The organism is Paraburkholderia steynii (assembly GCF_900100565.1).
Classification (GTDB): Bacteria; Pseudomonadota; Gammaproteobacteria; order Burkholderiales; family Burkholderiaceae; genus Paraburkholderia; species Paraburkholderia terrae.
The window spans coordinates 36,298-59,197 of record NZ_FNDI01000011.1 but is presented as its reverse complement, the minus strand read 5'-3'; the positions used below and the strand labels follow the sequence as shown (position 1 = coordinate 59,197).

Below are 22,900 nucleotides of genomic sequence, written 5' to 3'. Positions count from 1 at the left end.
CGCAGTGACGGAGTGCGACTGAACGCACGCGTGCCAACGATTGTAGTCGCCGCTGCAGCGTCGAATGTGAAACTGTGTTGACCGAAGTAAAACGTGCCGAAGCGCAGACAGTGCGCTTACACATTGGGAAAAGAATGCGCGCGAAGCGGTAGAGAAAAGCGGCGCAAAACGGGCGACAAACAAAAAAGCGCGCGGGGCCTTGCGGGCCCCGCGCGCCTTGCTTGCGCAGTGAATCAGGCGAGCCGGTCTTAACGCAGACCTTCGATCACCTTCTCGAGCTTGACGGCATCCGCTGCGAATACGCGAATGCCTTCGGAGAGCTTCTCGGTGGCCATTGCCTCGTCGTTGACGAGGAAGCGGAATGACGCTTCGTCCGTCGGCACGCGGGCAATGTCGGCGTCTTTGGACGCTTCCGGCACCAGCTTGCGCTCGACCTTGTCGGTGCTGTCCTGCAGCTTTTGCAGCAGATCGGGGCTGATGGTCAGCAGATCGCAGCCGGCCAGTTCGAGAATCTGGCTGGTGGTGCGGAAGCTCGCGCCCATCACTTCCGTCTTGTAGCCGAACTTCTTGTAGTACGCGTAGATGCGGCGCACCGATTGCACGCCCGGATCGTTCGCGCCGCCGTCGCGCGCCTCGTCCCAGTTGCTGCCGGCGTTCTTCTTGTACCAGTCGTAGATGCGGCCGACGAACGGCGAAATCAGTTGCGCGCCCGCTTCCGCGGCGGCGACAGCCTGCGCCAGCGAGAACAGCAGCGTCATGTTGCAGCGGATGCCGTCCTTCTGCAGCACTTCGGCGGCGCGGATGCCTTCCCACGTCGAAGCAAGCTTGATCAGCACGCGCTCGCGGCCAATGCCCTTCGCCTCGTACATCTTGATGAGTTCATGTCCTTTCTCGATCGACGCCTTCGTGTCGAACGACAAACGTGCGTCGACTTCCGTCGATACACGGCCCGGCACGATCTTGAGGATTTCGGTGCCGAAGGCGATCAGCAGGTTGTCGATGATCGTGCTGACGGGCTTCGACGCGTGATCGCGCACGGTCTTTTCGAGCAGCGGCTTGTACTCGTCCTTCTGCACGGCCTTCAGGACCAGCGACGGGTTCGTCGTCGCGTCCTGCGGCTTGTATTGCGCGAGTTGCTGGAAGTCGCCGGTGTCCGCGACGACCGTGGTGTATTGCTTGAGTTGATCGAGTGCAGTAGTCATGTCGAGCCTTCGCTTCGAGGCGCACGCGCGCCATGGTCCAGGAAATGATGACGCGGCGCGAGGCCGCCATGCACCTCGCTTTGCCGTCGCTTTGCCACGTGAGCGGCCGCGCAGGCGCGTCATCTGCGATGTCCACGTCTGAAACCGGGGATGTTACCGTGGAACGCCGCCCGCTACTTCTATTCTATGGCGGATCGGATGATGCTGGTTTGACAGGGGCACCCTCCGTCCGTTCGCGCCATGTCGCCAGGCGCTTTCCGCCTTTCGCTTTCCCGCTTACTTGTCGCTTTCGTCAGCCGCGCCGTGCGTTCAGTACGCCATGCGTCACCAGCCCTGCCACGAGTCCCCAGAATGCCGAGCCGATCGACAGCAACGTCAAGCCGGATGCCGTCACCATGAACGTGACGAGCGCAGCTTCGCGCTGCCGTGGGTCCTGCATGGCGTTGGTGAGGCCGCTCATGATCGAACCGAACAGCGCGAGCGCCGCCACCGACACCACCAGCGCCTTCGGCAGCGAGCCGAACAGCGCGGCGATCGTCGCGCCGAAAATGCCCGCGATCAGATAGAACACGCCGCACCAGACTGCCGCCATATAGCGCTTGTTCCGGTCTTCGTGCGCTTCGCGCCCGGTGCAGATGGCGGCCGTGATCGCCGCGAGGTTCACGCCGTGCGATCCGAATGGCGCGAGCAGCAGCGAAGCCGCGCCCGTCGTCGCGATCAGCGGCGCGGACGGTGTCTCGTAGCCATCCGCGCGCAGCACGGCGATGCCCGGCACGTTCTGCGACGCCATCGCCACGACAAACAGCGGAATGCCGATGCTGATCACCGCCGACAGCGAAAACGCGGGCAGCGTCAACACAGGCACGGCGAAGGCCACATGAAAGCGGCTGAAATCGAGCAGCCCGAGCGCGCCTGCAACGGCCGTGCCGACGACGAGCGTCGCCGGAATCGCATAGCGCGGCGCAAAACGCTTGATGACGAGGTAGGTGAAGAACATCGCCAGCACGAGCGCTGTCTGGAATTGCGCAGCGCGGAAAATCTCGATGCCGATCTCGAACAGGATGCCCGCCAGCAACGCGGCCGCGATGCCGGCCGGAATCCGCTTCATTAGCGTGTCGAACCAGCCTGTGAGGCCGACAAGCGTCAGCAACAGCGCACACACGACGAACGCGCCAATCGCCTCCGGATAGGCGACGTGCGGCAGCGACGAAACGAGCAGCGCCGCGCCGGGCGTCGACCACGCGACCACGATGGGCGCGCGAAACCGCAGCGACAGGCCGATCGTGCAGAGCGCCATGCCCATCGACAGCGCCCAGATCCAGGAGGAGATCTGTGCGTCCGTCAGATGCGCGGCGCGGCCTGCCTGGAACATCAGCGCGAGCGAACTGGTGTAGCCCGTCATCATCGCGACGAAACCCGCGACGAGCGCGGACAGGGACGTATCGGCGAATGGCCGCAGCGGCGTGCGCGCGGCGGGGGAGAGGTCGGGGGAAGAAGAGGTCATCCTGCGTGTCTCTGTGTAGCGTCGTTGGTGTAGTGAGTGCTGGCCGGGCAGCGCGCGCAATGCCGCTGCGGCCGCGGCGTCGTTGCGCTTCGGCTCGTCCGGCAGATGGGCAAAACCCGGGATCTTACTTGCTTAGCGTGCGCATCGCCGTTTCGAGGCCGGCGAGCGTTAGCGGATACATCCGGTGGCCGAGCACTTCACGTATAACCGAAACCGACTGCCGGTATTCCCACAAGCCTTCCGGTTCCGGGTTCAGCCACGCGTGATGCGGGAAATGGTCGGCAAGCCGCCGCAGCCAGACGGCGCCCGCTTCGGCGTTGTTGTATTCGACCGAACCGCCCGCCTGGAGGACTTCGTAGGGGCTCATCGTCGCGTCGCCGACGAAGATCAGCTTGTAGTCGGGCGTGAACTTGTGCAGCACGTCCCACGTCGCCATCCGCTCGACATGGCGGCGGCGGTTATTCTTCCACAGGAAATCGTAGACGCAGTTGTGGAAGTAGTAGAACTCGAGGTGCTTGAACTCGGCTTTCGTGGCCGAGAACAGCTCTTCCGTGCGCTTGATGTGATCGTCCATCGATCCGCCGACGTCGAGCAGCATCAGCACCTTCACGTTGTTGTGCCGCTCCGGGACCATCTTGAGGTCGAGCCAGCCGGCGTTCGCGGCCGTGCTGCGGATCGTGTCGGGCAGATCGAGTTCTTCGGCGGCGCCTTCGCGCGCGAACCGGCGCAGGCGGCGCAGCGCGACCTTGATGTTGCGCGTGCCGATTTCGACCTGATCGTCATAGTCGCGGTAGGCGCGCTGGTCCCACACCTTGGTGGCCGTCCGGCTGCCCGACGATTCGCCGCCGATGCGGATGCCTTCCGGGTTGTAGCCGCCATTGCCGAACGGCGACGTGCCGGCCGTGCCGATCCATTTGTTGCCGCCTTCGTGACGGCCTTTCTGCTCGTCGAGCAGTTCCTTCAGGCGCTCCATCAGCTTGTCGAGGCCGCCCATCTTTTCGATCTGCGCTTTCTCCTCTGGGCTGAGATCGCGTTGCAGCTTCTTTTTCAGCCAGTCGAGCGGCACGTCCATCGCGAGATCGGCCTTCTGCGCAACGCCGTTGAAATACGCACCGAACGCCTGGTCGAACTTGTCGAAATACTGCTCGTCCTTCACGAGCGTCATGCGCGCGAGGTAGTAGAACTCGTCCAGCGACGGCTGGATCACGCTTTCCTTCAACGCTTCGAGCAGCGTCAGGTATTCCTTCACGGAAACGGGCAGCTTCGCGGCGCGCAGCGTGTAGAAAAAGTCGATCAGCATGCCCTTGTCTCCGATCCGTGTTCGCCTGGCGTCAGTCGCGCAATCAGCGGTTGTTGCGGTTCATGAAAACGAGCCGCTCGAACAGGCTCACGTCCTGTTCGTTTTTCAGCAGCGCGCCATGCAGCGGCGGCACAATCTGCTTCTGATCCTTCGAGCGCAGCGCTTCGGGCGGAATGTCTTCGGCGAGCAGCAGCTTGAGCCAGTCGAGCAGTTCGGAGGTGGACGGTTTCTTCTTCAGCCCCGACACGTTGCGCAGCTCGAAGAAGCTTTCCATCGCGGCGCGCAGCAATTCCTGCTTGATGCCCGGGTAGTGGACTTCGACGATCTGCTGCATCGTCGACGGATCGGGGAACTTGATGTAGTGGAAGAAGCAGCGGCGCAGGAACGCGTCAGGCAGTTCTTTCTCGTTGTTCGACGTGATGATGACGAGCGGCCGGTGCTTCGCCTTCACCAGCTCGCGCGTCTCGTACACGTAGAACTCCATGCGGTCGAGTTCGCGGAGCAGATCGTTCGGAAACTCGATGTCGGCCTTGTCGATTTCGTCGATCAGCAGCACCGATTGTTCATCCGACTCGAACGCCTGCCACAGCACGCCCTTGACGATGTAGTTGCGAATGTCTTTCACGCGCTCGTCGCCGAGCTGCGAATCGCGCAGACGCGATACGGCGTCGTATTCGTACAGACCCTGCTGTGCCTTTGTGGTGGACTTGATGTGCCACTGCAACAGCGGCATGTCGAGGGCCGCCGCGACTTCCTCTGCGAGCATCGTCTTGCCCGTGCCCGGCTCGCCTTTGATCAGCAGGGGCCGCCTGAGCGTCATCGCGGCATTGACCGCGAGCTTGAGGTCGTCGGTGGCGACGTATTGCGATGAGCCTTCGAAACGCATGACAGGACGCTCGTTCGGGAAAAATTCCAGTATAAGTCAGAAGGCCTGTTGTGCTCCGCGGGGCGCGCGTAAGGTGTCAGCCGCGTCGGACGGTATGCGCGGCGCGTGCAAGAGACGGATTTCCGCATGCGGCAATCCGCCGCGCCCGGATGGAAGCCGGTTATGACTGTCCCATTTCGGCATTTCGCGCGACGCCTTGTGGCGCGGCGCTCTGCCGGGGCAGGGGTCGGGTCCTGTCCGGTGGACGCCCGGCGCGGCGTCGCGGTACAATTGGGCCGATTTTTTTGGCCTGCGTGGCAACCCAGACAAGTAAAACGGCGCAGGCCGTAGCCTTTTTGGGCGCCCGTTCCCCCTCAAGCCAGGTTAAAAGAGCTATGAACAAATTCGTTGGCAAACATGTCGTGGTCGCAGCGATGTCGGTGGCCGCGGGTTTTGCGGCAACTTTGGCGGCAACTGCGCAGGCAGCGGATATCGTGGGCGACGCCAAGGCGGGACAGGGCAAGGTCGCGATGTGTATCGGCTGTCACGGTATTCCCGACTATCGTACGGCTTACCCCGAGGTGTACCGGGTGCCGATGCTGGGCGGCCAGAACCGGACCTACCTGGAAAACGCGCTGCACGCGTACAAAAAGGGCGACCGCCATTTCGACACGATGCATGCAATCGCCGTGACGCTGACCGACCAGGACATCGCCGACATCGCCGCGTATTACTCGGTGCAGACGGCCTCTTCGAAGAATAATCCCGACAAATGACGGGTGGCGCGCGCCAGCGCGTCATCGGCTCATTCAGTTCGCGGCGCAACCAGTTTGCATGGGACGGCGGTAGGCGCTAAAGCGCAGACGTCCGTCGACACAGGAGAATCCATGAAGAAGCATCCCCACGCACTTCATACGGTGGTCAAGGCTGCATGCGCGACGCTCGCGCTGGCCGGTTTTGTCGTCGCATCGAACGCGCACGCGGCGGATGCCGCCAACGGCAAGGCGCTCTCCGAGAGCCACAACTGTGCGGCCTGCCACGGCCCGAATCTGAACAAGCCCGTGACGCCCGAATATCCGAAGCTCGCCGGTCAGCACGCGGATTACGTCTACTGGGCGCTGCGCCAGTATCAGATGGGCACGGGCAACCCGCACCTCGGCCGCAACAACGCGATCATGCAGGCCCAGGTGCAAAGCCTGTCGCCGAGCGACATGAAGGACATCGCCGCGTACATCGAATCGCTGGACGGCGACCTCGTGCAGAAGAAGTAAGCCGCTGCACGTTCGCTGACGGATCACGACAAACACCCCGCCGTGGCGGGGTGTTTGTTTTCATGCGACGGGTTTCAGCTGGCGCGAAGGTTCGCGCCGTCAGTCAGTCGCGCGACGCGCGGCGCTCGATGCGCTGCAGATAGGCGTCCGTATCGGGTGGCGTGTTGGTGCGCTGCGCTTCCCAGATCGTTTCGCCGAGGCACTCCATGATCGCGTGCTGCGCGTCGTGCGTGGAGCCGAGGCGCGCGGCGAGCCGGTCGTGCGCGGCGCGAATGCCGGGTGGCTGATCGATCGACAACTGTTCGCTGATCGCGAGATGCATCGACAGATGCAGGAATGGATTGGTCTGCCCGCGTTCGGGAGAGTAGTCCTGCGCCGAAGCGGCCTCGGCGTCCTTGAGTTCGGCGTGATACTCCGGATGCTCGATGATCCAGTCGGCGGCGATGGCTTCGAGCGGCGTCAGGATTTCACCCGCGCGCTGCTTGCGCCAGGTGTCGGTGAAAAAACGGCGGACTTCGTCGCGGCTGGGATTGAACATCGATGGACTTCGGACGGTGAAAGCGAGTGGGGCCGGCTGTTTGCGCTGTGCGTCGGCTCGGACGTCGCCAGCAGCCGTTCATTTTACGCCGCGACCGCAGCGCGCGCAGACGGATGGCGCAAGCGCCGCAGCGTCACAGATCAGGCGGCGGCGTCTTCGGCTTGAACTCGCACAGCGGCTCGATCACGCAATGCCAGCATTCCGGCCGGCGCGCCTTGCACACATAGCGCCCGTGCAGGATCAGCCAGTGATGCGCATCCTGCAGGAACTCGGCGGGCGTGAATTTTTCCAGCGCCAGTTCGACAGCGCGTACATCCTTGCCTGGCGCGAGGCCCGTTCGGTTGGCAACCCGAAAGATGTGCGTATCGACGGCGATGGTCGGCTGGCCGAATGCCGTGTTCAGCACGACGTTCGCCGTCTTGCGGCCGACGCCCGGCAGACTTTCGAGTGCTTCCCGCTCGGCGGGCACTTCGCCGCCGTACTGGTCGAGCAGGATGCGGCACGTCGCGATCACGTTCTTCGCTTTCGTGCGATACAGGCCGATCGTCTTGATGTAGTCGGCGACACCTTCCTCGCCGAGGTCGAACACCTTCTGCGGCGTGTTGGCGACGGGAAACATCCGGCGCATCGCCTTGTTCACGGAGACGTCCGTTGCTTGCGCGGACAACATCACGGCGATCAGCAACTCGAACGGTGTCGAGTATTCCAGTTCGGTCGTCGGATGTGGGTTCAGGCTCTGGAGCGTCTCGTAGATCGCACGTCGTTTGGTCGCGTTCATGCGGCTCGGTCAGGACTTTTTGGGTTGATCGACGTCTTGCTTGGGTGTGGATTCGGAACTGTCGTTAGCAATACCCAGCCGACGACGGCGTGCCTCGGCTTCGTCGATCTGCGCTTGCGTTTCTGCGCTGATATCGGTTGTGTTCCTGGGGCCGAGACCTTGCGCGGCGTTTTCCGCCTTCTTCGCGCGCGCGCGTTCGAGCGCGGCCTGGATGATCGCGCGTTTCTTCGCTTCGGCGTCGGCGACGGGCGCGGCGGCTGCTTCGACTATCGTTTCTGTTGGGGCGGGGCCAACGACGGGCGCAGCCCGGGCCGGCGAACTCGCCGACACCGCCGCCGCGCGTTTGGCTGCCGCGCGCGCCTCTGCCGCTTCGCGATCCGCAGCGAGGCGCGCGAGGCGACCGTCGTGACGCGTGCGCGCGGCGTCCGCCTGTTGCTGGCTCCACGCGTCCCAGCCTGTCTTGTCGCCCGTGACGGGGATCATTTCGATGCAGTCGACGGGGCAGGGCGGCACGCACAGGTCACAGCCCGTACACAGTTCGGCGACCATCGTGTGCATCTGCTTCGGTGCGCCGACGATTGCATCGACAGGGCAAGCCTGCATGCACAGCGTGCAACCGATACACAGGCTCTCGTCGATGAACGCGACGGGCCGCGCCCGCTCGACGCCATGGTCCAGATTGAGGGGAATCACGGGCTTGCCGAGCAGCTTCGCGAGCCGCGCGACGCCTTCCGCGCCGCCGGGCGGGCACTGGTTGTAGCTGGCCTCGCCCTGCGCGATGGCTAAGGCGTAAGCACGGCAGTCGGGATAGCCGCACTTCGTGCATTGTGTCTGGGGCAGCAGATCTTCGATGAGATCCGCGAGTGTTTTGGTTTCTGTCACGGTCAAGACGTGGGGGACATGCTGTTGCCGTTCACCGGCGCGGCGAATGCGTGTGATCGAATGGATGCGGTATCAACCGCACCGTTTGGTGTGCGCCATTGGGTGCGCACCGTTTGGTGTGCATTATCGGGTATGCACCGAGACGCATTCGCAGATCGCGCAAACCGCGTGGGGCGCCGGGCCGCGAGGGCAACCGTCAACGCGGCGCTGCAAGGGCGTTCGTCGATCGGTCAAATGCGTATTATCGCCGATTTCCCCAGTTGTTATTACCGAAGCATGTGCCATAATCGAAGCGCTTTTTTGTAAGACCGCAGGAAGGTGTTCCCACCAACCAGCCCCGCGCAGCGCCGCCGTTGCAAGGCCAGGCAATTGGACGGCGAGCGATCCGGATAACGCGGCTCACGAAGCACATGCCACCATGAATCAGCCGAAAATCAAAAGAGATCCTGAAGGCACCCGTCGCCGCATTCTGCTCGCGGCGGCCGAAGAGTTCGCGAATGGTGGGTTGTTCGGCGCACGCGTCGACCAGATCGCCCGCCGCGCGGAGACCAATGAACGCATGCTCTACTACTACTTCGGTAGCAAGGAGCAGCTTTTCACGGCAGTCCTCGAACACGCGTTCAGCGCGCTCACGGAAGCCGAGCGCACGCTCGATCTCGCAGGCGTCGCGCCTGTCGAGGCCGTCACGCGGCTCGCGCATTTCGTGTGGGATTACTATCGCGATCACCCCGAATTGCTGAGACTCGTGAACAACGAGAATCTGCACGAGGCGCGCTATATGCAGAAGTCCACGCGCATTCGCGAAATGATCTCGCCGATCGTTGCCACGTTGGGCTCGATACTCGAGCGCGGCCAGCGCGCAGGCCTGTTTCGCACGAACGTCGATCCGCTGCGCTTCTATGTGACGCTGTCGGGGATGGGCTACTACATCGTGTCGAACCGCTTCACGCTCGAAGCCACGCTTGGCCGCGATTTCAGCGCAGCCGCCGAGCGCAGCGAAGTGATCCAGATGAACACCGAAATCCTGCTTGCGTATCTGATGCGTCGCTAAGCCTGAACGCCTGACGGACAAACGGCCTCGCAAGAGGCCGTTTTCGTATCCGCTGGAATCCGCTGCAATCCGTTCGATGCAGGCGCAACATTTGGCTGCGCCCGCGGCACGCGGCTTGCGCCGATGTGCGCTTACGCTTCGACGCGCTCTTCCGTCTTGCGTGTCGTCGCCTTCGGCGTGTGCTCGAGGATGAAGTCGCGCAACTGCGGATAGATGATGGTGCGCCAGCGACGGCCCGAGAAGATGCCGTAGTGCCCGCACTTTTCCGCCGTGAAATGGCGGCGATCCTTTTCGGGGATGCCCGTACACAGCTCATGCGCGGCGCGCGTCTGGCCGCTGCCGGAGATGTCGTCGAGTTCGCCTTCGATCGTGAAGAGGGCGGTCTTCGTGATGTCCTGCGGGCGTACCAGTTCGCCGTTCACTTCCCACGTGCCTTCCGCGAGGCTGAACTCCTGAAACACGACGCGGATGGTCTGCAGATAGTATTCCGCAGCCATGTCGAGCACCGCGTTGTATTCGTCATAGAAACGGCGGTGCGCTTCCGCATCTTCTTCGTCACCGCGCAGAAGGCTTTGATAGAAGTCCCAGTGCGAAGCCGCGTGACGTTCCGGATTCATCGCGACAAAGCCCGTGTGCTGCAGAAAACCCGGATACACCTTGCGGCCGAAGCCCGGATAGTTCGGTGGCACGTTGTAAATGACGTTGTTTTCGAACCATTCGGTCGAATGCTGCGTCGCCAGCGAATTGACGGCCGTGGGGCTTTTCCGCGCGTCGATCGGGCCGCCCATCATCGTCATCGTGCGCGGCGTGTCTTCGCCGCGGCTCGCCATCAGCGAAATGGCGGCGAGCACGGGAACGGTAGGCTGGCACACCGAGATCACGTGCAGATTCTTCGCGCCGATGTGGCGGATGAATTCCTGGATGTACGCGATGTAATCGTCGAGATCGAACGTACCGTCTTCGATCGGCACCATGCGCGCGTCGATCCAGTCTGTGATGTACACCTTGTGATCCTGCAGCAGCGTCTTGACGGTGTCGCGCAGCAGCGTGGAATGGTGACCCGACAGCGGCGCGCACACCAGCACGACGGGTTCTTCCTTCAGTTGCGTGACAGCGTCGCTGTCGTCCGAATAGCGCTTGAAGCGCATCAGCCGGCAAAACGGCTTTTCGACGATCGTCTGCTCGACGATGGGGATGTTATGGCCGTCCTTGACGATCTGGTGCAGGTTGAACTCGGGCTTCTCGTAGTCCTTGCCGAGGCGGTACAGCAGCTCGTAGCCAGCGGACAGGCGTGTGGCGCCCGGCACATAGGCGAGCGGACTGGCCGGATTCGCAAACGATTTCGAGGCAGCCTGAGCCCAGGCGGTGAGCGGGCTCAAAAGTGCCCGCTGGAATTCGTGGATTTGATAGAGCATGGGTGCTCCAGCTATAACGGTTCGCGCAGGGCAGCGTGTCTAAACGCGCAGCGACGAGGCGGGCCGGTTCTGGTTACGTGTGGAATTGTTGGTGGTGACGATTATCGGCCGTCTGGTTCGGGTGATGATATAGAAGGCATACGATTTGTGCAATGCAACAACAGTGCGTTAGCACACTCATGCATGTCATATCTACGTCATCGACAATTTGTCAGCTTTCTTTAGACGACGGGCGACGACTGAATATCAGCATCAGGCGTGCCAGTGGGCGGCTGACCGCCTTGTCCGCTTTCGCCGTCATGCGGCGGCTGCCCGGTCGCGTGTGCCATCTCCTGCTCGTGTTTCATCAGATTCAGTCCGGTATGAACGAGGGCCACATGGGAAAACCCCTGTGGGAAATTCCCGACAAGCCGCCCGCCGACGGGATCGTATTCCTCCGCGAGCAGCCCGACGTCGTTTGCGAGCGACAGCAGCCGCTCATACATCGCGCGCGCGTCGTCGATGCGCCCCTGCAGCGCGAGGTTGTCGACCATCCAGAAGCTGCAGGCGAGAAACGTCCCTTCGCCGGGCGGCAGGCCGTCGTCGAATTCGGTGGTGCGGTAGCGCATCACGAAGCCGTCGTGCATCAGGTCTTTCTCGATCGCATTGACGGTGCCGGTGATGCGCGGGTCCGAAGGCGGTAAAAAGCCGAGCAGCGGCATCAGCAGCACGCTCGCGTCGAGTTCGTCGCCGCCGTAGGTCTGCGTGAACGCATTGAGTTGCGCATTCCAGCTTTTCGCGCAGACGTCCGAGTGAATCTGCGCGCGCACCTCGTACCAGTGCTCAAGCGGCGCGGGCAGATCGAATTTTTCCGCCGATTTGATCGCGCGATCGAACGCGACCCACGCCATCACCTTCGAGAACGTGAAGTGCTGACGGCCGCCGCGCGTTTCCCAGATGCCTTCGTCGCGTTCCTGCCAGATCGTTTCGAGGTGCCGCAACATCGCGCACTGCACGTTCCACGCGGTTTCGTCCGCCTGCAAACCGCCGACACGCGCCAGATGCAGCGCGTTCATCACTTCGCCGTACACGTCGAGCTGCAATTGCCCGACCGCGTTGTTGCCGATGCGCACGGGCTTCGAGTTCTCATAACCCGGCAGCCAGTCGATTTCGAACTCGGGCAGCCGCCGCTCGCCCGCGAGGCCATACATGATCTGCAACTGATCGGGCGAGCCGGCCATCACGCGGCCCAGCCACGAACGCCACGCGCGCGCCTCTTCGTAGTAGCCGCCGCGCATCATCGCGAGCAGCGTGATCGTTGCGTCGCGCAACCACACGTAGCGGTAGTCCCAGTTACGCGTGCCACCGATCTTCTCGGGCAGCGACGTGGTCGGCGCAGCGACGATGCCGCCCGTTGGCTCGTAGGCGAGCGCCTTCAGCGTCAGCAGCGAGCGGCGGATGGCGGTCGCGTACTTGCCCTCGACGGTGCCGCGCGACGACCATTCGAGCCAGTAGTTCTCAGTACGGGCAAGGGCCGAGTGCGGATCGCGCGCGGGCGGGATATTCAGATGCGACTCGCTGTAAGTCAGCGAAAACGGCACGCGCTCGCCTTCCGATACGGTGAACTCGGCGACCGTTTTCATGTTCTCGCCGCGCAGGTCGACGGGCGTGCGCAGCGCGACGGTGTCCGGTCCGGCGATCGCCTTGATGCCGCTCTCGCGCGCGAGGCGGCTGACCCATGGAATCGAGAAGCCGTAGTCGAAGCGCAGCACGAGTTCCATGCGCATCTTCACGGTGCCGCGCTTGCCGACGACGATCCGGACCATCTCCGACCAGCCGTTGCCGGGCGGCATGAAGTCGATCAGCGTGACGGCGCCGTCCGGTGTTTCGAAGTCGGTTTCGAGGATCAACGTTTCGCCGCGATAACGGCGGCGCGTCGCGCGCGTAAAGCCGCTCCTGAAGTCCAGCTCGCCGTCGTCGCGGGCGACTGACGCGCCGCCTGCTTCCGTTTGCGCTGCCTCAGCCATGTCCTCGCGCGTCGCCGTGCGCGCGGTGCCCGGCTTATCCGCCTGGCGCGGCACTGGCCTGGCGCAGGGTTTCGCGCGCTCGTCCTTACCTGCTTCGTCCTGCGAACGCGGTGGGTCGTCAGACTTCGGGGTGGCATCGACGGCGTCGTCGGCTTCATCGTCCGCCGCGGGCGCAATCAGCCACCGGCCGTTGTCTTTGGTGCCGAGCAGCGCGGCGAAGCACGCGCCCGAGTCGAAACGTGGCCAGCACAGCCAGTCGACGGAACCATCGCGCGAAACCAGCGCGGCCGTGTGGCCGTCGCCGATGAGTGCATAGTCTTCGATAGATGCAGACATGGTAAAGCCGTCGGTCGGCGTGTAATAAGTACGTTCCCGCATGCGCGAAACGGTGCGCGAGCGTCGTAGTTACCGGACTCGCGCGATGCATTCTGGTGCAGATGTACCCGCGCATCCAGGGATATTGCCAATCCAATTTTTTGATGCTTACAATCGAATTTAAACGTGAGTTCTGACGAATCGCAGCCCACCGGTGTCCGGTGTTGCAGTATGCAGCCACGGCGCCGTTTTCGAGGATAAGCCATGCTGAACCCGTCGAAATCTGACTGCATCACGATTCTTTCCGCCGCGAGTCAATTGCCTGACGACTCGCTTCTTCCACTCGACTTCCGCACGCTCGGCATCTCGCGCAACGGGATGGAAACCGCCGCAGCGTTTCTGATCGAACGCGCCTGCTTCAAGCGCTATAGCGAAGCCGACGGTCATTATGCCGTCGGTGGCCTGTCCTTGCAGGGGCGCTGGCGCCTCGATCAACTGTCGAACGGCTGACGCGACGCGCGTTATCCGGAACAGCCAAGCTTCAGAACAAACACGCGCAGTGCGCTCGCGGACCGCGACAAGCGGCCCGCGCGGTGCTGCGCGTCGTTTCGTTACGCCCGTCTGAAGTGCAGTCACCCGGCGCGTCTAGCACCTGTGCGACCTATGCGGACCCGCAGCGGCCCGCCCGCATGCACGCGTCCGTGCGCATGCGTCACAAGTGCGCCGTGCCACCGACGCCGAACAGCCCGATCAACCCAATGATGATCAGATAAAGCGCGACGATGAAGTTGAGCAGGCGCGGCACGATCAGAATGAGAATGCCGGCGATCAGCGCGACGAGCGGGCCGAGCGTGAGATGGATGTTCATGGCGACTCCTTTTGTTCGAATTGACGACGGTAAGAGACAACCTGTCGGATAGCCTGCGTACGCGGATCTGACTGTGCGAGCGCAGGCAACGCTCTTATACTTGCCCCAAATACGACATCGACGATCAGCGGCGGCGGCCGGGCCACGAGGGCGCGCAGCGCGCAGGCCGTAATCGTCATGCATCCGTTACGACAACGGCACGCTCCGATCGAGCCGCGCGGCAGACCAGCGACACACACGAACCGAACAACCGTCTCGCCAGGAGGTCGTCATGCAGCGTCGTACACGAGCCTTAGCGTGTGCCGTGCCACAGTCTTTCAGTTTGCGCGTGAATCCGCGCTTGTCCGCCCGTTCGATCATAAGAGGTTTGACACTGATGGTATCGATTGCCGCCACGCAGTCTTTCGCTCAAGGCACGACCGCCGCACCCGCCGATGGCGTCTACGATCTGATCGTCGGCACTTACACCGGCCCGAAGAGCGAAGGCATCTATGTCTATCGCTTCGACACGAAGTCGGGCGACGCAACGCAGGTATCGTCCGCGAAGACCGACAATGCGTCGTACGTGATCGCGTCGCGCGACGGGCGCTACGTCTATTCCGTCAACGAGCAGCCTGGCGACAACGGCCCCGCCGATCAGCGCGGCGGCATCAGCGCGTTCGGTTTCGATGCAAAAAGCGGGCAATTAACGTTCCTGAACCGCGTGTCGTCGGATGGCAACGATCCGTGCTATCTGAGCCTCTCGCCGGACGGCAAATATCTGACGACGGCCAACTACTCGGTCGCCGCGAACCCTGGCGGCAGCTTCGCGGTGTTTCCGTTGCAGGCGGATGGCCAGGTCGGCGCGTCGGTGCTGACGGTGCATCATGAAGGCGGCGGTCCCGTGAAGGGACGCCAGGACAACGCGCACGTGCATTCGACCGTGTTCTCGCCGGACGGCAAGTATCTGTTCGCACAGGATCTCGGCACCGACAAGCTCTATGCATACCGCTACACGCCCGACGGCAGCCGCGGCCTGTTCGGCCCGACGGACAAACGCTATACCGATGTGAAGTCCGGCTCGGGCCCGCGCCATCTGGTGTTCAGCGCCGACGGCAAGTACGCGTATCTGACGAGCGAGCTGACGGCGACTGTCACAGCATTTCATTACGACGACGGCAAGCTTACGCAACTGCAGGTCGTGCCGATGACGAAACCCGGCTTCAAGGGGCAGGTGGGCGCGGCCGCGATCCATCTGTCGCCGGACGGGCGCTTTCTGTACGCCAGCAATCGCGGCGATGCGAACGAGATCGTGATCTACGCCGTCGATCCCGGCAACGGGCATATCCGGGAAGTCGGCCGTCAGTCGAGTCTTGGAAAAGCGCCGCGAGAATTCTCAATCGATCCGACGGGGCAATGGCTGATCGTTGGCAATCAGAACAGCGATACGGCGTACGTGTTCCGTCGCGATCCGCAAAGCGGGCTGCTGGAAGCGAACCCGAAGCGCATCGATATCGGATCGCCTGTCGACTTCAAGTGGGTGTCGCCGTCGTGATGACTGCGATGTGAGAGAGACGGGTGTCGCCGCTGCGTTCGACTATTTCTTTTGTTCTCGCAGCGGCGCTCGTTCAATCCCGAAAGCGGCTTACTCCGCCGGGCCCGGCGCGAGCACTTCGCGGCTGCCGTTGATGCCCATTGCCGACACGAGGCCCGCCGTTTCCATCTGCTCGACGAGCCGCGCCGCGCGGTTATAACCGATGCGCAACTGCCGCTGCACGGCTGAGATCGACGCGCGGCGCGTACGCACGACGAACGCGACGGCTTCGTCGTACAGCGGGTCGGCTTCCGCATCCGGCGTTTCGCCGAACAGATCCTGCGTGCCGCCGCCATCCGTCGCCGGGCCGTCGAGAATCCCTTCGATGTATTCCGGTTCGCCGAACTGCTTCAGATGCTCGACGATCCGATGCACTTCCTCGTCCGCGACGAACGCGCCGTGTACGCGCTGCGGGTAGCCGGTGCCGGGCGGCAGGAACAGCATGTCGCCCTGGCCGAGCAGCGACTCGGCGCCCATCTGGTCGAGAATCGTGCGCGAGTCGATTTTCGACGACACCTGGAACGCGACGCGCGTCGGAATGTTCGCCTTGATGAGACCCGTGATCACGTCGACGGACGGGCGCTGCGTCGCGAGAATCAGGTGGATGCCCGCTGCGCGCGCCTTTTGCGCGAGACGCGCGATCAGCTCTTCGATCTTCTTGCCCGCGACCATCATCAGGTCGGCCAGTTCGTCGATCACGACGACGATCAGCGGCAGCGGCGACAGCGGTTCGGGCGCGTCGGGCGTCAGCGAGAACGGATTGCCGATCTTCTTCTCTTTCGCGGCGGCGTCGCGGATCTTCTGGTTGAAGCCTTGCAGATTGCGCACGCCGACGGCCGACATCAGCCGGTAGCGCTTCTCCATCTCGCCGACGCACCAGTTGAGCGCGTTTGCGGCGAGCTTCATGTCCGTCACGACGGGCGCGAGCAGATGCGGAATGCCTTCGTACACAGAAAGCTCCAGCATCTTCGGATCGATCATGATCATTCGCACGTCTTCGGGCGTCGCCTTGTATAGCAGCGAGACAATCATCGCGTTGATCGCCACCGACTTGCCCGAGCCCGTCGTACCCGCGACCAGCATGTGCGGCGCTTTCGCGAGATCGGTGACGACCGGGTGGCCGGTGATGTCCTTGCCCATCGCGAGCGTCAGATTCGACGTGGACTTCTGATAGACATTGGCCTCCAGAATTTCGGAGAGACGGATCGTTTGACGCTTGGCATTTGGCAGTTCGAGACCCATGCAGGTCTTGCCAGGAATCGTCTCGACGACGCGAATCGACGTAAGACCAAGGCCACGCGACAGATCCTTCATCAGCCCGACAATCTGGCTGCCGCGCACGCCGAGCGCCGGCTCGACTTCGAAGCGCGTGATGACCGGGCCCGCCGATGCGCCGACTACCGTCACAGGCACCTTGAACTCCTGCAAACGCTGTTCGATCAGCGCGCCGGTTTCGGCGAGCTTTTCTTCGCTGACGGGCTCGGTCTCGGTCGAGGCGGGCGCGAGCAGATCGAGCGACGGCAGTTCGATGTGCGAGGCCGCGGGTGCGTAGAACTCGAACGCGGGACCGCTGTGGCCGCGCACGGCAGGGCGGGGCGGGGCAGCGGCAGGCGGCTCCTGCTGCGCGTCTTGCTGTGCTTCGGGCGCGGCGGCGGGCTCGTCTTGCGCCAGGTCTGGCTCGAACTCGTCGGCCGCGTTCTGTTCAGGCGCTTGCGCAGCGAGGGCCGGGCCCGGGAAACGCACGATGTTCGAAGGTGCTTCGGGTGCGTGCTCGTTCGTCGTGTCGTCGAAGGCGGTCGACGCGGCGACAGGTTCAGACGGCGTGTCAGCGTCGCCGTATGCAGGCGCGTTGGATACCGACTCGTGATGCGCTTGTTGTATCGATGGAGCGGTTGCCGAAGCCACGCGCATGAGCGACACGGATTGCGTGATCGCATCCCACGGCGCAAGCGGGGTAGGGGTTGCTTCAACCTGTTCTGCGAGCTCTGACTCTTCCGCTGCGGGTGAAGCAGTTTCGCTCGCGATATGCGCTGACGGCGCAACCGGAGCTTCAGGATCGGCAGCGGACTCGACAGCGTCTGCGGCAGTTGCAAGCTGCTCCGCGACGGCGATTTGCGTCGGCAATTCCGGCTGACTCGCTGCGGTTTCATGCTCTTCGATCTGCGTCGAAGTAGGTTGTGCCGGCGTTGCGATTGCATCGGCTGGCGCGTATTCGACGGAGGGCGTCGACACTCCGGTCGAAGACGCCGCCTGTTGCTCGGGCGATGCGATGGCAGTCGACGGTTCGAACGACGTGAAGGTCGGGGCAACGGGCGTCACGTTCTGCGCGATCGCCTGTGTCTCTGTCGCGACCCGTTCGGCAACGACTTGCGGTTGCGGTTCAACTGGCTCGGACACAGCCGCTGCAACAGCCGATTCAATGTCCGGCGCGATGTCAGTCCGTCCGTGCGGTTCGACAGCAATAGCACTTGTCGTCACGTTGCTGGCGATCGCGCTCGGCTCAGCGTGCGCAATCTCGGGCTCTGCGCGAGGCGAATCCGTTTGCTCTGCGGCGACGGCTTGCAATTGCGGCTCTGCCTCGGCGACTCCCGTAGACACCACGGACGGCGCGACAACAACCGCTCGAGCCTCTTCTTCGTTTCGTTCGACTCCGCTCGCTGATTCCAAAGGCGCAACTGTTTCCGCAGCGGGAGTCGTGTGCGTGGCAATGGCCGCTTCAAGCGCCGACACGGCCTGATCGACGGCAGCGACGGCCGCCGCGCCCGAAACGGCCGCCGAGCTTGCGGAACCCATCATAGAAGCCTCGACCGCCGGGCCAGTAGCGGATGGCGTCTGCGCATTCACTCCATCGGCGGGAGCGGGCACGCTACGCGTGTCGACAACCTTCGCCGGATCGCTCGCCGTACGGCGGGCGAGACTTGCGCCCGCGAGCGTCGTCCAGCGTGCCGCGTTTTCCTCGATGCTGCGCAAGGTGTCCTGCACGCTCGACGCAGGCGCGACGGGTTGGGCAGGCGGATTGGCGCGCGTGTACGCGGGCACTTTGAGATTTGGCGTGTCGCGGCGCATGGCCGGCGAAGCGGACGGCGCGACGGCTCGCCGCGTTTGCGCGGCGGGTGTTGCTGCGCCGACCGATGCCGTCTGACGGCTCTGCGTGACCGTCGCTCCGCGCAAGGCCGCCGAGCGCGCCGATGCCACAGCCGGATTCACCGACGGGCCGCGCGTCCCGGCATTGGCCGCTGCCGCTTTCGACGATTGCAGGGCAGCTGTGCTGCCGAAGACAGTCGGCGGCGTGGCCGCGACGCGTGCGGCTTCCATCAACGGAGCCACCGTTTCGCGCGAATGCGCGCGCGGAGCGTCGGTGTTGAGCCAGCCAGAGGGCGCGACCGGCTCGGCGGGCGCCCATGGCTTGGGTGCGCCCGGCCGGTGAACGGCGGCGGGACTTCCCGGTGCGCCGCCCGTTGCATTGCCGACGGCGTTGCGCACGGAACCGCCGGCACCCGCCATCGAACCAGCCGGCATGCCCATCGCTTCGCCCGCCGCGACGGCGGCACTCGCGGCGCCAGCGGCGCGCGTTGCAGTAGGCGGCCGCCACACGGTCGGCCGCGCATAACGTCCATTGGTTTTCGGCGCCATCGTATTGATAGGCGCGCTGCTATGGGACGGCGCCGTCTCGGCGGCACGCGAGGCGTGACCACGCGGTTCGTCTTCGCGCGCGCCACGCGACAGCCCGAGACCAAACGCCTCATTGGCCCAGGCGAAGAACGACGGCCACCTGAAACCGATGAGCCACGGCAGCGACACCGCGAACAGGCCGAGCATCACGAGCGGCGTCGCGACGCGCCCCATCAGATGCGTGAGACCTGTCGACAGCGCATGCCCGAAGCGGTCGAGTCCCTGCACATTGATGAGCGACGCCTCCAGCGTGCAGCTCGCGATCAGCACGCAGACAAAGCCGAGCCACAGCCGGATCGTGCCGGGACCGCGCAAGCCCGCGCCGCCCGGCAGCGCGGACTTCACGAGACGCCACAACAGGGGAAGAAACCAGACGGCGGAAGCGCCGAACCAGCCGAAAACTACCGTTTGCATGCTAGACATCAACGAATGACGGATGCGCGAGCGCGCGATCCGTCGAGTTTAACTGGGCAAAGCGGGCCATATCCGCGAGCGAATGCCGCGCAGCGCGCCGCGTCCCTATACGGTTGACGTTCGCCGGCCACGCGGTCATTGGTCGCGCCGCGCGAACACAAGCGTGTCGCCGTTATCGAGGATCAACTGAAGTTGTTGCGGCTTGCGCATGTCGACGGCCGAGCGCTCGACATGCGCAAGCGCGGCGAGATACGCGCCTTCGATCTTGCCGCCCGGCGTCGCGCATGCCATGCGCGTGCCCGCGAGCGGCCCGAAGTTCAGCTTGCCGTCCTTCAGCATGTACGTGCCCGTGTAGCGGTTGCAGCCGGAGAAGCCGCTGGCGCGGCGCATGCCTGTTTCCGTCGACAGCACGAGCGTGATGGGTTCGCCGCTCGCGCCGCCCGGCACCTCGCGCGCGCTGCCCGAGGCGAGCTTCCAGCCGCTGAGTTGCCAGTCGGTGTTGTCGAGCAGTTGCGTGGCCGCGGGGTTGAACGGATCGGGCGGCGGGGCTTCCGTGTCGGCATGTTTCGGCATCGAGCAGGCGGCGACCAGCATGGACAGTGACGCGGCCATCGACACGACGGCCAGCGCATAACCCGCGCGCCGGCGCAGCGACACGCGCGCAGCCGTGTCAGGTGCATTCGACGATGCGTCGTGGGTGGCGCTCGTGCGTGCGTCGCGTGGCGTGGCGGACGTGGGCTGCATATCGTCGTTCCTCTCTAAACTGGCGAAGGCGTAAGGGTATCGCACTACGCTTGCCGCATGCGAGCGCAAACGCGGGTGATAAACGGCATAGGCGGCATAGACAAAACGTAGGGTTGCCGTGGCAACACCGTTCGCGCCGCGGTTGCAGTCCGTTCGCGGGGTTTCGTCGGCATGACTGGACGTCGCCCTGGCCGTCTGAAAGCACGGCCGGCAACGTCGCCCACGACACACTCCCAACACGGGTTATCGGCACGCGGCGGGCGTAGCCGCAGGGGCCGCGCATGTTAACATCGGCGCAGTCATTCATTCCACCCGCTTTTTGTCACAAATTCTCTGGAGCTTCCATGATGATCGGCCAACGCATCGGCACACCTCTTTCGACTTCGGCTACGCGCGTCATGCTGCTCGGCGCGGGCGAACTGGGCAAGGAAGTGATCATCGCGCTGCAACGGCTCGGCGTCGAAGTGATCGCGGTCGACCGCTATCCGAACGCGCCGGGGCATCAGGTCGCGCACCGCTCGCACGTGATCGACATGACTGACGCGAAGGCGTTGCGCGCGCTGGTCGAAAAAGAGCGCCCGCATCTGATCGTGCCGGAGATCGAGGCCATCGCCACGGATGCACTGGCCGCGATCGAAACGGAAGGCGTCGCCGAAGTGATCCCGACCGCGCGCGCCACGCAACTGACGATGAACCGCGAAGGCATCCGCCGCCTCGCCGCCGAAGAACTCGGCCTGCCCACGTCGCCGTACGCGTTCGCCGATTCGATCGACGAACTGAAGGCGGGCATCGCGAAGGTCGGTTATCCGTGCGTCGTGAAGCCGGTGATGTCGTCATCGGGCAAGGGGCAGTCGGTGCTGCGCAGCGACGCCGATGTCGAGCCCGCATGGCAGTACGCGATGGCGGGTGGCCGCGTGAATCACGGGCGCGTGATCGTCGAAGGGTTCATCAACTTCGAATACGAGATCACGCAGCTGACCGTGCGCGCGATCGATTCCGCCACGCAGCAGACGACCACCTGTTTCTGCGAGCCGATCGGCCACGTGCAGGTCGCGGGCGACTACGTCGAATCGTGGCAGCCGCAGCCGATGAGCCCGCGCGCGCTCGAACGCTCGCGAGACATCGCCGACAAGGTGACGACGGCGCTTGGCGGCCGGGGTCTGTTCGGCGTGGAACTTTTCGTGCGTGGCGATGACGTATGGTTCTCGGAAGTGAGTCCGCGTCCGCATGACACCGGGCTCGTGACGCTCGCATCGCAGCGTTTCTCCGAGTTCGAGTTGCACGCGCGCGCCATTCTCGGCTTGCCCGTCGATACGACCTTGCGCGCGCCGGGCGCGTCGGCTGTGATCTACGGCGGGCTCGACGAGACGGGCATCGCGTTCGAAGGCGTCGCGCAGGCGCTCGCTGTGCCGGGCGCGGACCTGCGCCTGTTCGGCAAGCCCGAGAGCTTCGTCAAGCGCCGCATGGGCGTGGCGCTCGCAACGGGCAGCGATATCGGCGAAGCACTGCAGCGCGCCAAGCAGGCGGCCGCGGCAGTCAAGCCGGTGTCGGCGAGGTAACAACAACGCGTGGCGGTTCGCCCCGTCGCGGCTGTTGCGGATCGAACGTGTAGCGGGCAAGGAGCGGTGTGCGTGAAAGCTAGACAGCCAGGCAGCAAGGTCGCGCGGCGTATCGCGCTGCTCGCATCGGCGATTGGGCTGATGACCGCGTTGAGCGGCTGCGGGCTGGCCGCTGCGCCATGCCGCATCGCCTCGGCGGGACTCAAGATCGTTCCCGTGGTCGGCCACGTGGCCGCCGCGCCGACCGATGCATGCGCTGACGTGATCGATCCGTAAGCGATACATGAGCGATCCATGAGCCGCAAACTTCGGCAGGGTCGCGCAGTCATAACGAAAGGACGTCAGGAAGCGAGGCATTCGATGAGCAGACGGTGGGTTGCATCAGTGGGCGTGCTGGCGTTCGTCGCTGCGTCGGGCGTGGCCCGCGCGGCTGAGATGCTGCCGTTGCCCGATATCCGCACTTCGCATCGCGTGACGCAGAAGTACACCTGCGCGACGGGCCGCATCCTGCAGGTCACCTATCTGAACGCAACCAACGGTCAGAGCTTCGCGGTGTTGCCGGTGAAGGGCCGGCAGATGCTGTTCGTCAACGTGCTGTCCGGCTCCGGCGCGAAGTATCAGGCGGGCAGCTACACGTGGTGGACCAAGGGCCCACAGGCCACGCTCTATGACGCGATGCTAGGCGAGGACGCGCCGCCGTTGTTGTCCGACTGCGTGACGATCGTCCGCTGATTTTTTGCCATTGCGTAATTTCACTTACTCGCATCTTTCCGCGTGACGCGCGGCACGTCCCGGCCGCGTGCGCGTGAAACGACACGTTTTCGCCTCCGGTAGTAAGCTGTGTGCCACGCACAGGCCGCGCCCCATTTCGATGCATCGGCGCGGCTGTCATCGTCTTCGATCATCCTTGTCCGTGTGCCGTTGCATAAGTTGTTGTAGCGGC

General features: G+C 63.9%; 20 protein-coding genes and 1 pseudogene. 8 read left to right on the top strand and 13 right to left on the bottom strand.

Annotation, left to right across the window (positions count from 1 at the left end):
• Positions 1-248: 248 nt before the first annotated feature.
• The 4 genes from tal to BLT65_RS20475 all read right to left on the bottom strand — a co-directional run bounded on the left by tal (position 249) and on the right by BLT65_RS20475 (position 4,892).
• Positions 249-1,202: a transaldolase gene (tal, locus tag BLT65_RS20490; RefSeq protein WP_042310290.1), complete on the bottom strand. Its 954-nt coding sequence runs from the start codon at positions 1,200-1,202 to the stop codon at positions 249-251.
• Positions 1,203-1,494: 292 nt separating this feature from the next.
• Positions 1,495-2,706 carry a benzoate/H(+) symporter BenE family transporter gene (locus BLT65_RS20485; protein ID WP_091780320.1) on the bottom strand — a complete coding sequence of 404 codons (1,212 nt, stop codon included), beginning with the start codon at positions 2,704-2,706 and terminating at the stop codon, positions 1,495-1,497.
• 124 nt (positions 2,707-2,830) lie between these two features.
• A complete protein-coding gene (locus BLT65_RS20480) occupies positions 2,831-4,006 on the bottom strand; it encodes a vWA domain-containing protein (protein ID WP_091780316.1) in 1,176 nt (391 codons plus the stop codon).
• Between the two features lie 43 nt (positions 4,007-4,049).
• Entirely contained in the window at positions 4,050-4,892 is an 843-nt protein-coding gene (locus tag BLT65_RS20475; protein WP_042310284.1) for an AAA family ATPase, read from the bottom strand.
• A 374-nt stretch (positions 4,893-5,266) separates the two neighbouring features.
• Here BLT65_RS20475 and BLT65_RS20470 point away from each other — a divergent pair, with 374 nt between their 5' ends.
• On the top strand, positions 5,267-5,647 hold the full coding sequence (locus tag BLT65_RS20470) for a c-type cytochrome (RefSeq protein ID WP_007583383.1): 381 nt from the start codon (positions 5,267-5,269) through the stop codon (positions 5,645-5,647).
• Positions 5,648-5,758: 111 nt separating this feature from the next.
• On the top strand, positions 5,759-6,142 hold the full coding sequence (locus tag BLT65_RS20465) for a c-type cytochrome (RefSeq protein WP_091780313.1): 384 nt from the start codon (positions 5,759-5,761) through the stop codon (positions 6,140-6,142).
• Positions 6,143-6,245: 103 nt separating this feature from the next.
• On the opposite strand, the gene BLT65_RS20460 is transcribed toward BLT65_RS20465, so the two are convergent.
• The 3 genes from BLT65_RS20460 to rsxB all read right to left on the bottom strand — a co-directional run bounded on the left by BLT65_RS20460 (position 6,246) and on the right by rsxB (position 8,340).
• Positions 6,246-6,680 carry a DUF1841 family protein gene (locus tag BLT65_RS20460; protein WP_036003650.1) on the bottom strand — a complete coding sequence of 145 codons (435 nt, stop codon included), beginning with the start codon at positions 6,678-6,680 and terminating at the stop codon, positions 6,246-6,248.
• A gap of 133 nt (positions 6,681-6,813) precedes the next feature.
• Positions 6,814-7,458, bottom strand: coding sequence for an endonuclease III (nth, locus tag BLT65_RS20455; protein ID WP_042310279.1), 645 nt, complete (start codon positions 7,456-7,458; stop codon positions 6,814-6,816).
• A 9-nt stretch (positions 7,459-7,467) separates the two neighbouring features.
• Complete coding sequence (gene rsxB / locus BLT65_RS20450) at positions 7,468-8,340, bottom strand: electron transport complex subunit RsxB (protein WP_091780662.1); 873 nt, start codon at positions 8,338-8,340, stop codon at positions 7,468-7,470.
• 418 nt (positions 8,341-8,758) lie between these two features.
• Here rsxB and BLT65_RS20445 point away from each other — a divergent pair, with 418 nt between their 5' ends.
• On the top strand, positions 8,759-9,391 hold the full coding sequence (locus BLT65_RS20445) for a TetR/AcrR family transcriptional regulator (protein ID WP_007583389.1): 633 nt from the start codon (positions 8,759-8,761) through the stop codon (positions 9,389-9,391).
• Between the two features lie 131 nt (positions 9,392-9,522).
• On the opposite strand, the gene BLT65_RS20440 is transcribed toward BLT65_RS20445, so the two are convergent.
• The 3 genes and pseudogenes from BLT65_RS20440 to BLT65_RS48575 all read right to left on the bottom strand — a co-directional run.
• Entirely contained in the window at positions 9,523-10,806 is a 1,284-nt protein-coding gene (locus BLT65_RS20440; RefSeq protein ID WP_007583390.1) for a polyhydroxyalkanoate depolymerase, read from the bottom strand.
• 221 nt (positions 10,807-11,027) lie between these two features.
• Positions 11,028-12,866 (bottom strand): glycoside hydrolase family 15 protein, encoded by a 1,839-nt coding sequence (locus BLT65_RS20435; protein ID WP_425273138.1) that lies wholly within the window; start codon positions 12,864-12,866, stop codon positions 11,028-11,030.
• A gap of 93 nt (positions 12,867-12,959) precedes the next feature.
• Positions 12,960-13,148: pseudogene (locus BLT65_RS48575) on the bottom strand (trehalase-like domain-containing protein); the annotation flags it as partial.
• A 243-nt stretch (positions 13,149-13,391) separates the two neighbouring features.
• Here BLT65_RS48575 and BLT65_RS20430 point away from each other — a divergent pair.
• Complete coding sequence (locus tag BLT65_RS20430) at positions 13,392-13,637, top strand: hypothetical protein (RefSeq protein ID WP_007583392.1); 246 nt, start codon at positions 13,392-13,394, stop codon at positions 13,635-13,637.
• 202 nt (positions 13,638-13,839) lie between these two features.
• Here BLT65_RS20430 and BLT65_RS20425 read toward each other — a convergent pair whose 3' ends face one another.
• Entirely contained in the window at positions 13,840-13,995 is a 156-nt protein-coding gene (locus BLT65_RS20425; RefSeq protein ID WP_081921138.1) for a DUF3096 domain-containing protein, read from the bottom strand.
• A gap of 376 nt (positions 13,996-14,371) precedes the next feature.
• Here BLT65_RS20425 and BLT65_RS20420 point away from each other — a divergent pair, with 376 nt between their 5' ends.
• A complete protein-coding gene (locus BLT65_RS20420; protein WP_091780307.1) occupies positions 14,372-15,529 on the top strand; it encodes a lactonase family protein in 1,158 nt (385 codons plus the stop codon).
• A gap of 90 nt (positions 15,530-15,619) precedes the next feature.
• Here BLT65_RS20420 and BLT65_RS48440 read toward each other — a convergent pair whose 3' ends face one another.
• Both BLT65_RS48440 and BLT65_RS20410 read right to left on the bottom strand, forming a co-directional pair.
• Complete coding sequence (locus BLT65_RS48440) at positions 15,620-19,654, bottom strand: DNA translocase FtsK (protein WP_091780303.1); 4,035 nt, start codon at positions 19,652-19,654, stop codon at positions 15,620-15,622.
• A 135-nt stretch (positions 19,655-19,789) separates the two neighbouring features.
• Positions 19,790-20,398, bottom strand: a complete 609-nt coding sequence (locus BLT65_RS20410) for an META domain-containing protein (RefSeq protein ID WP_091780301.1) — start codon at positions 20,396-20,398, stop codon at positions 19,790-19,792.
• A gap of 344 nt (positions 20,399-20,742) precedes the next feature.
• Here BLT65_RS20410 and purT point away from each other — a divergent pair, with 344 nt between their 5' ends.
• The 3 genes from purT to BLT65_RS20395 all read left to right on the top strand — a co-directional run bounded on the left by purT (position 20,743) and on the right by BLT65_RS20395 (position 22,689).
• Positions 20,743-21,957, top strand: a complete 1,215-nt coding sequence (gene purT, locus BLT65_RS20405) for a formate-dependent phosphoribosylglycinamide formyltransferase (RefSeq protein WP_042310267.1) — start codon at positions 20,743-20,745, stop codon at positions 21,955-21,957.
• Between the two features lie 111 nt (positions 21,958-22,068).
• Entirely contained in the window at positions 22,069-22,233 is a 165-nt protein-coding gene (locus tag BLT65_RS20400; protein ID WP_318225822.1) for a DUF6726 family protein, read from the top strand.
• A gap of 159 nt (positions 22,234-22,392) precedes the next feature.
• Positions 22,393-22,689: an MliC family protein gene (locus BLT65_RS20395; protein WP_420852475.1), complete on the top strand. Its 297-nt coding sequence runs from the start codon at positions 22,393-22,395 to the stop codon at positions 22,687-22,689.
• The last annotated feature ends 211 nt before the right edge of the window (positions 22,690-22,900 follow it).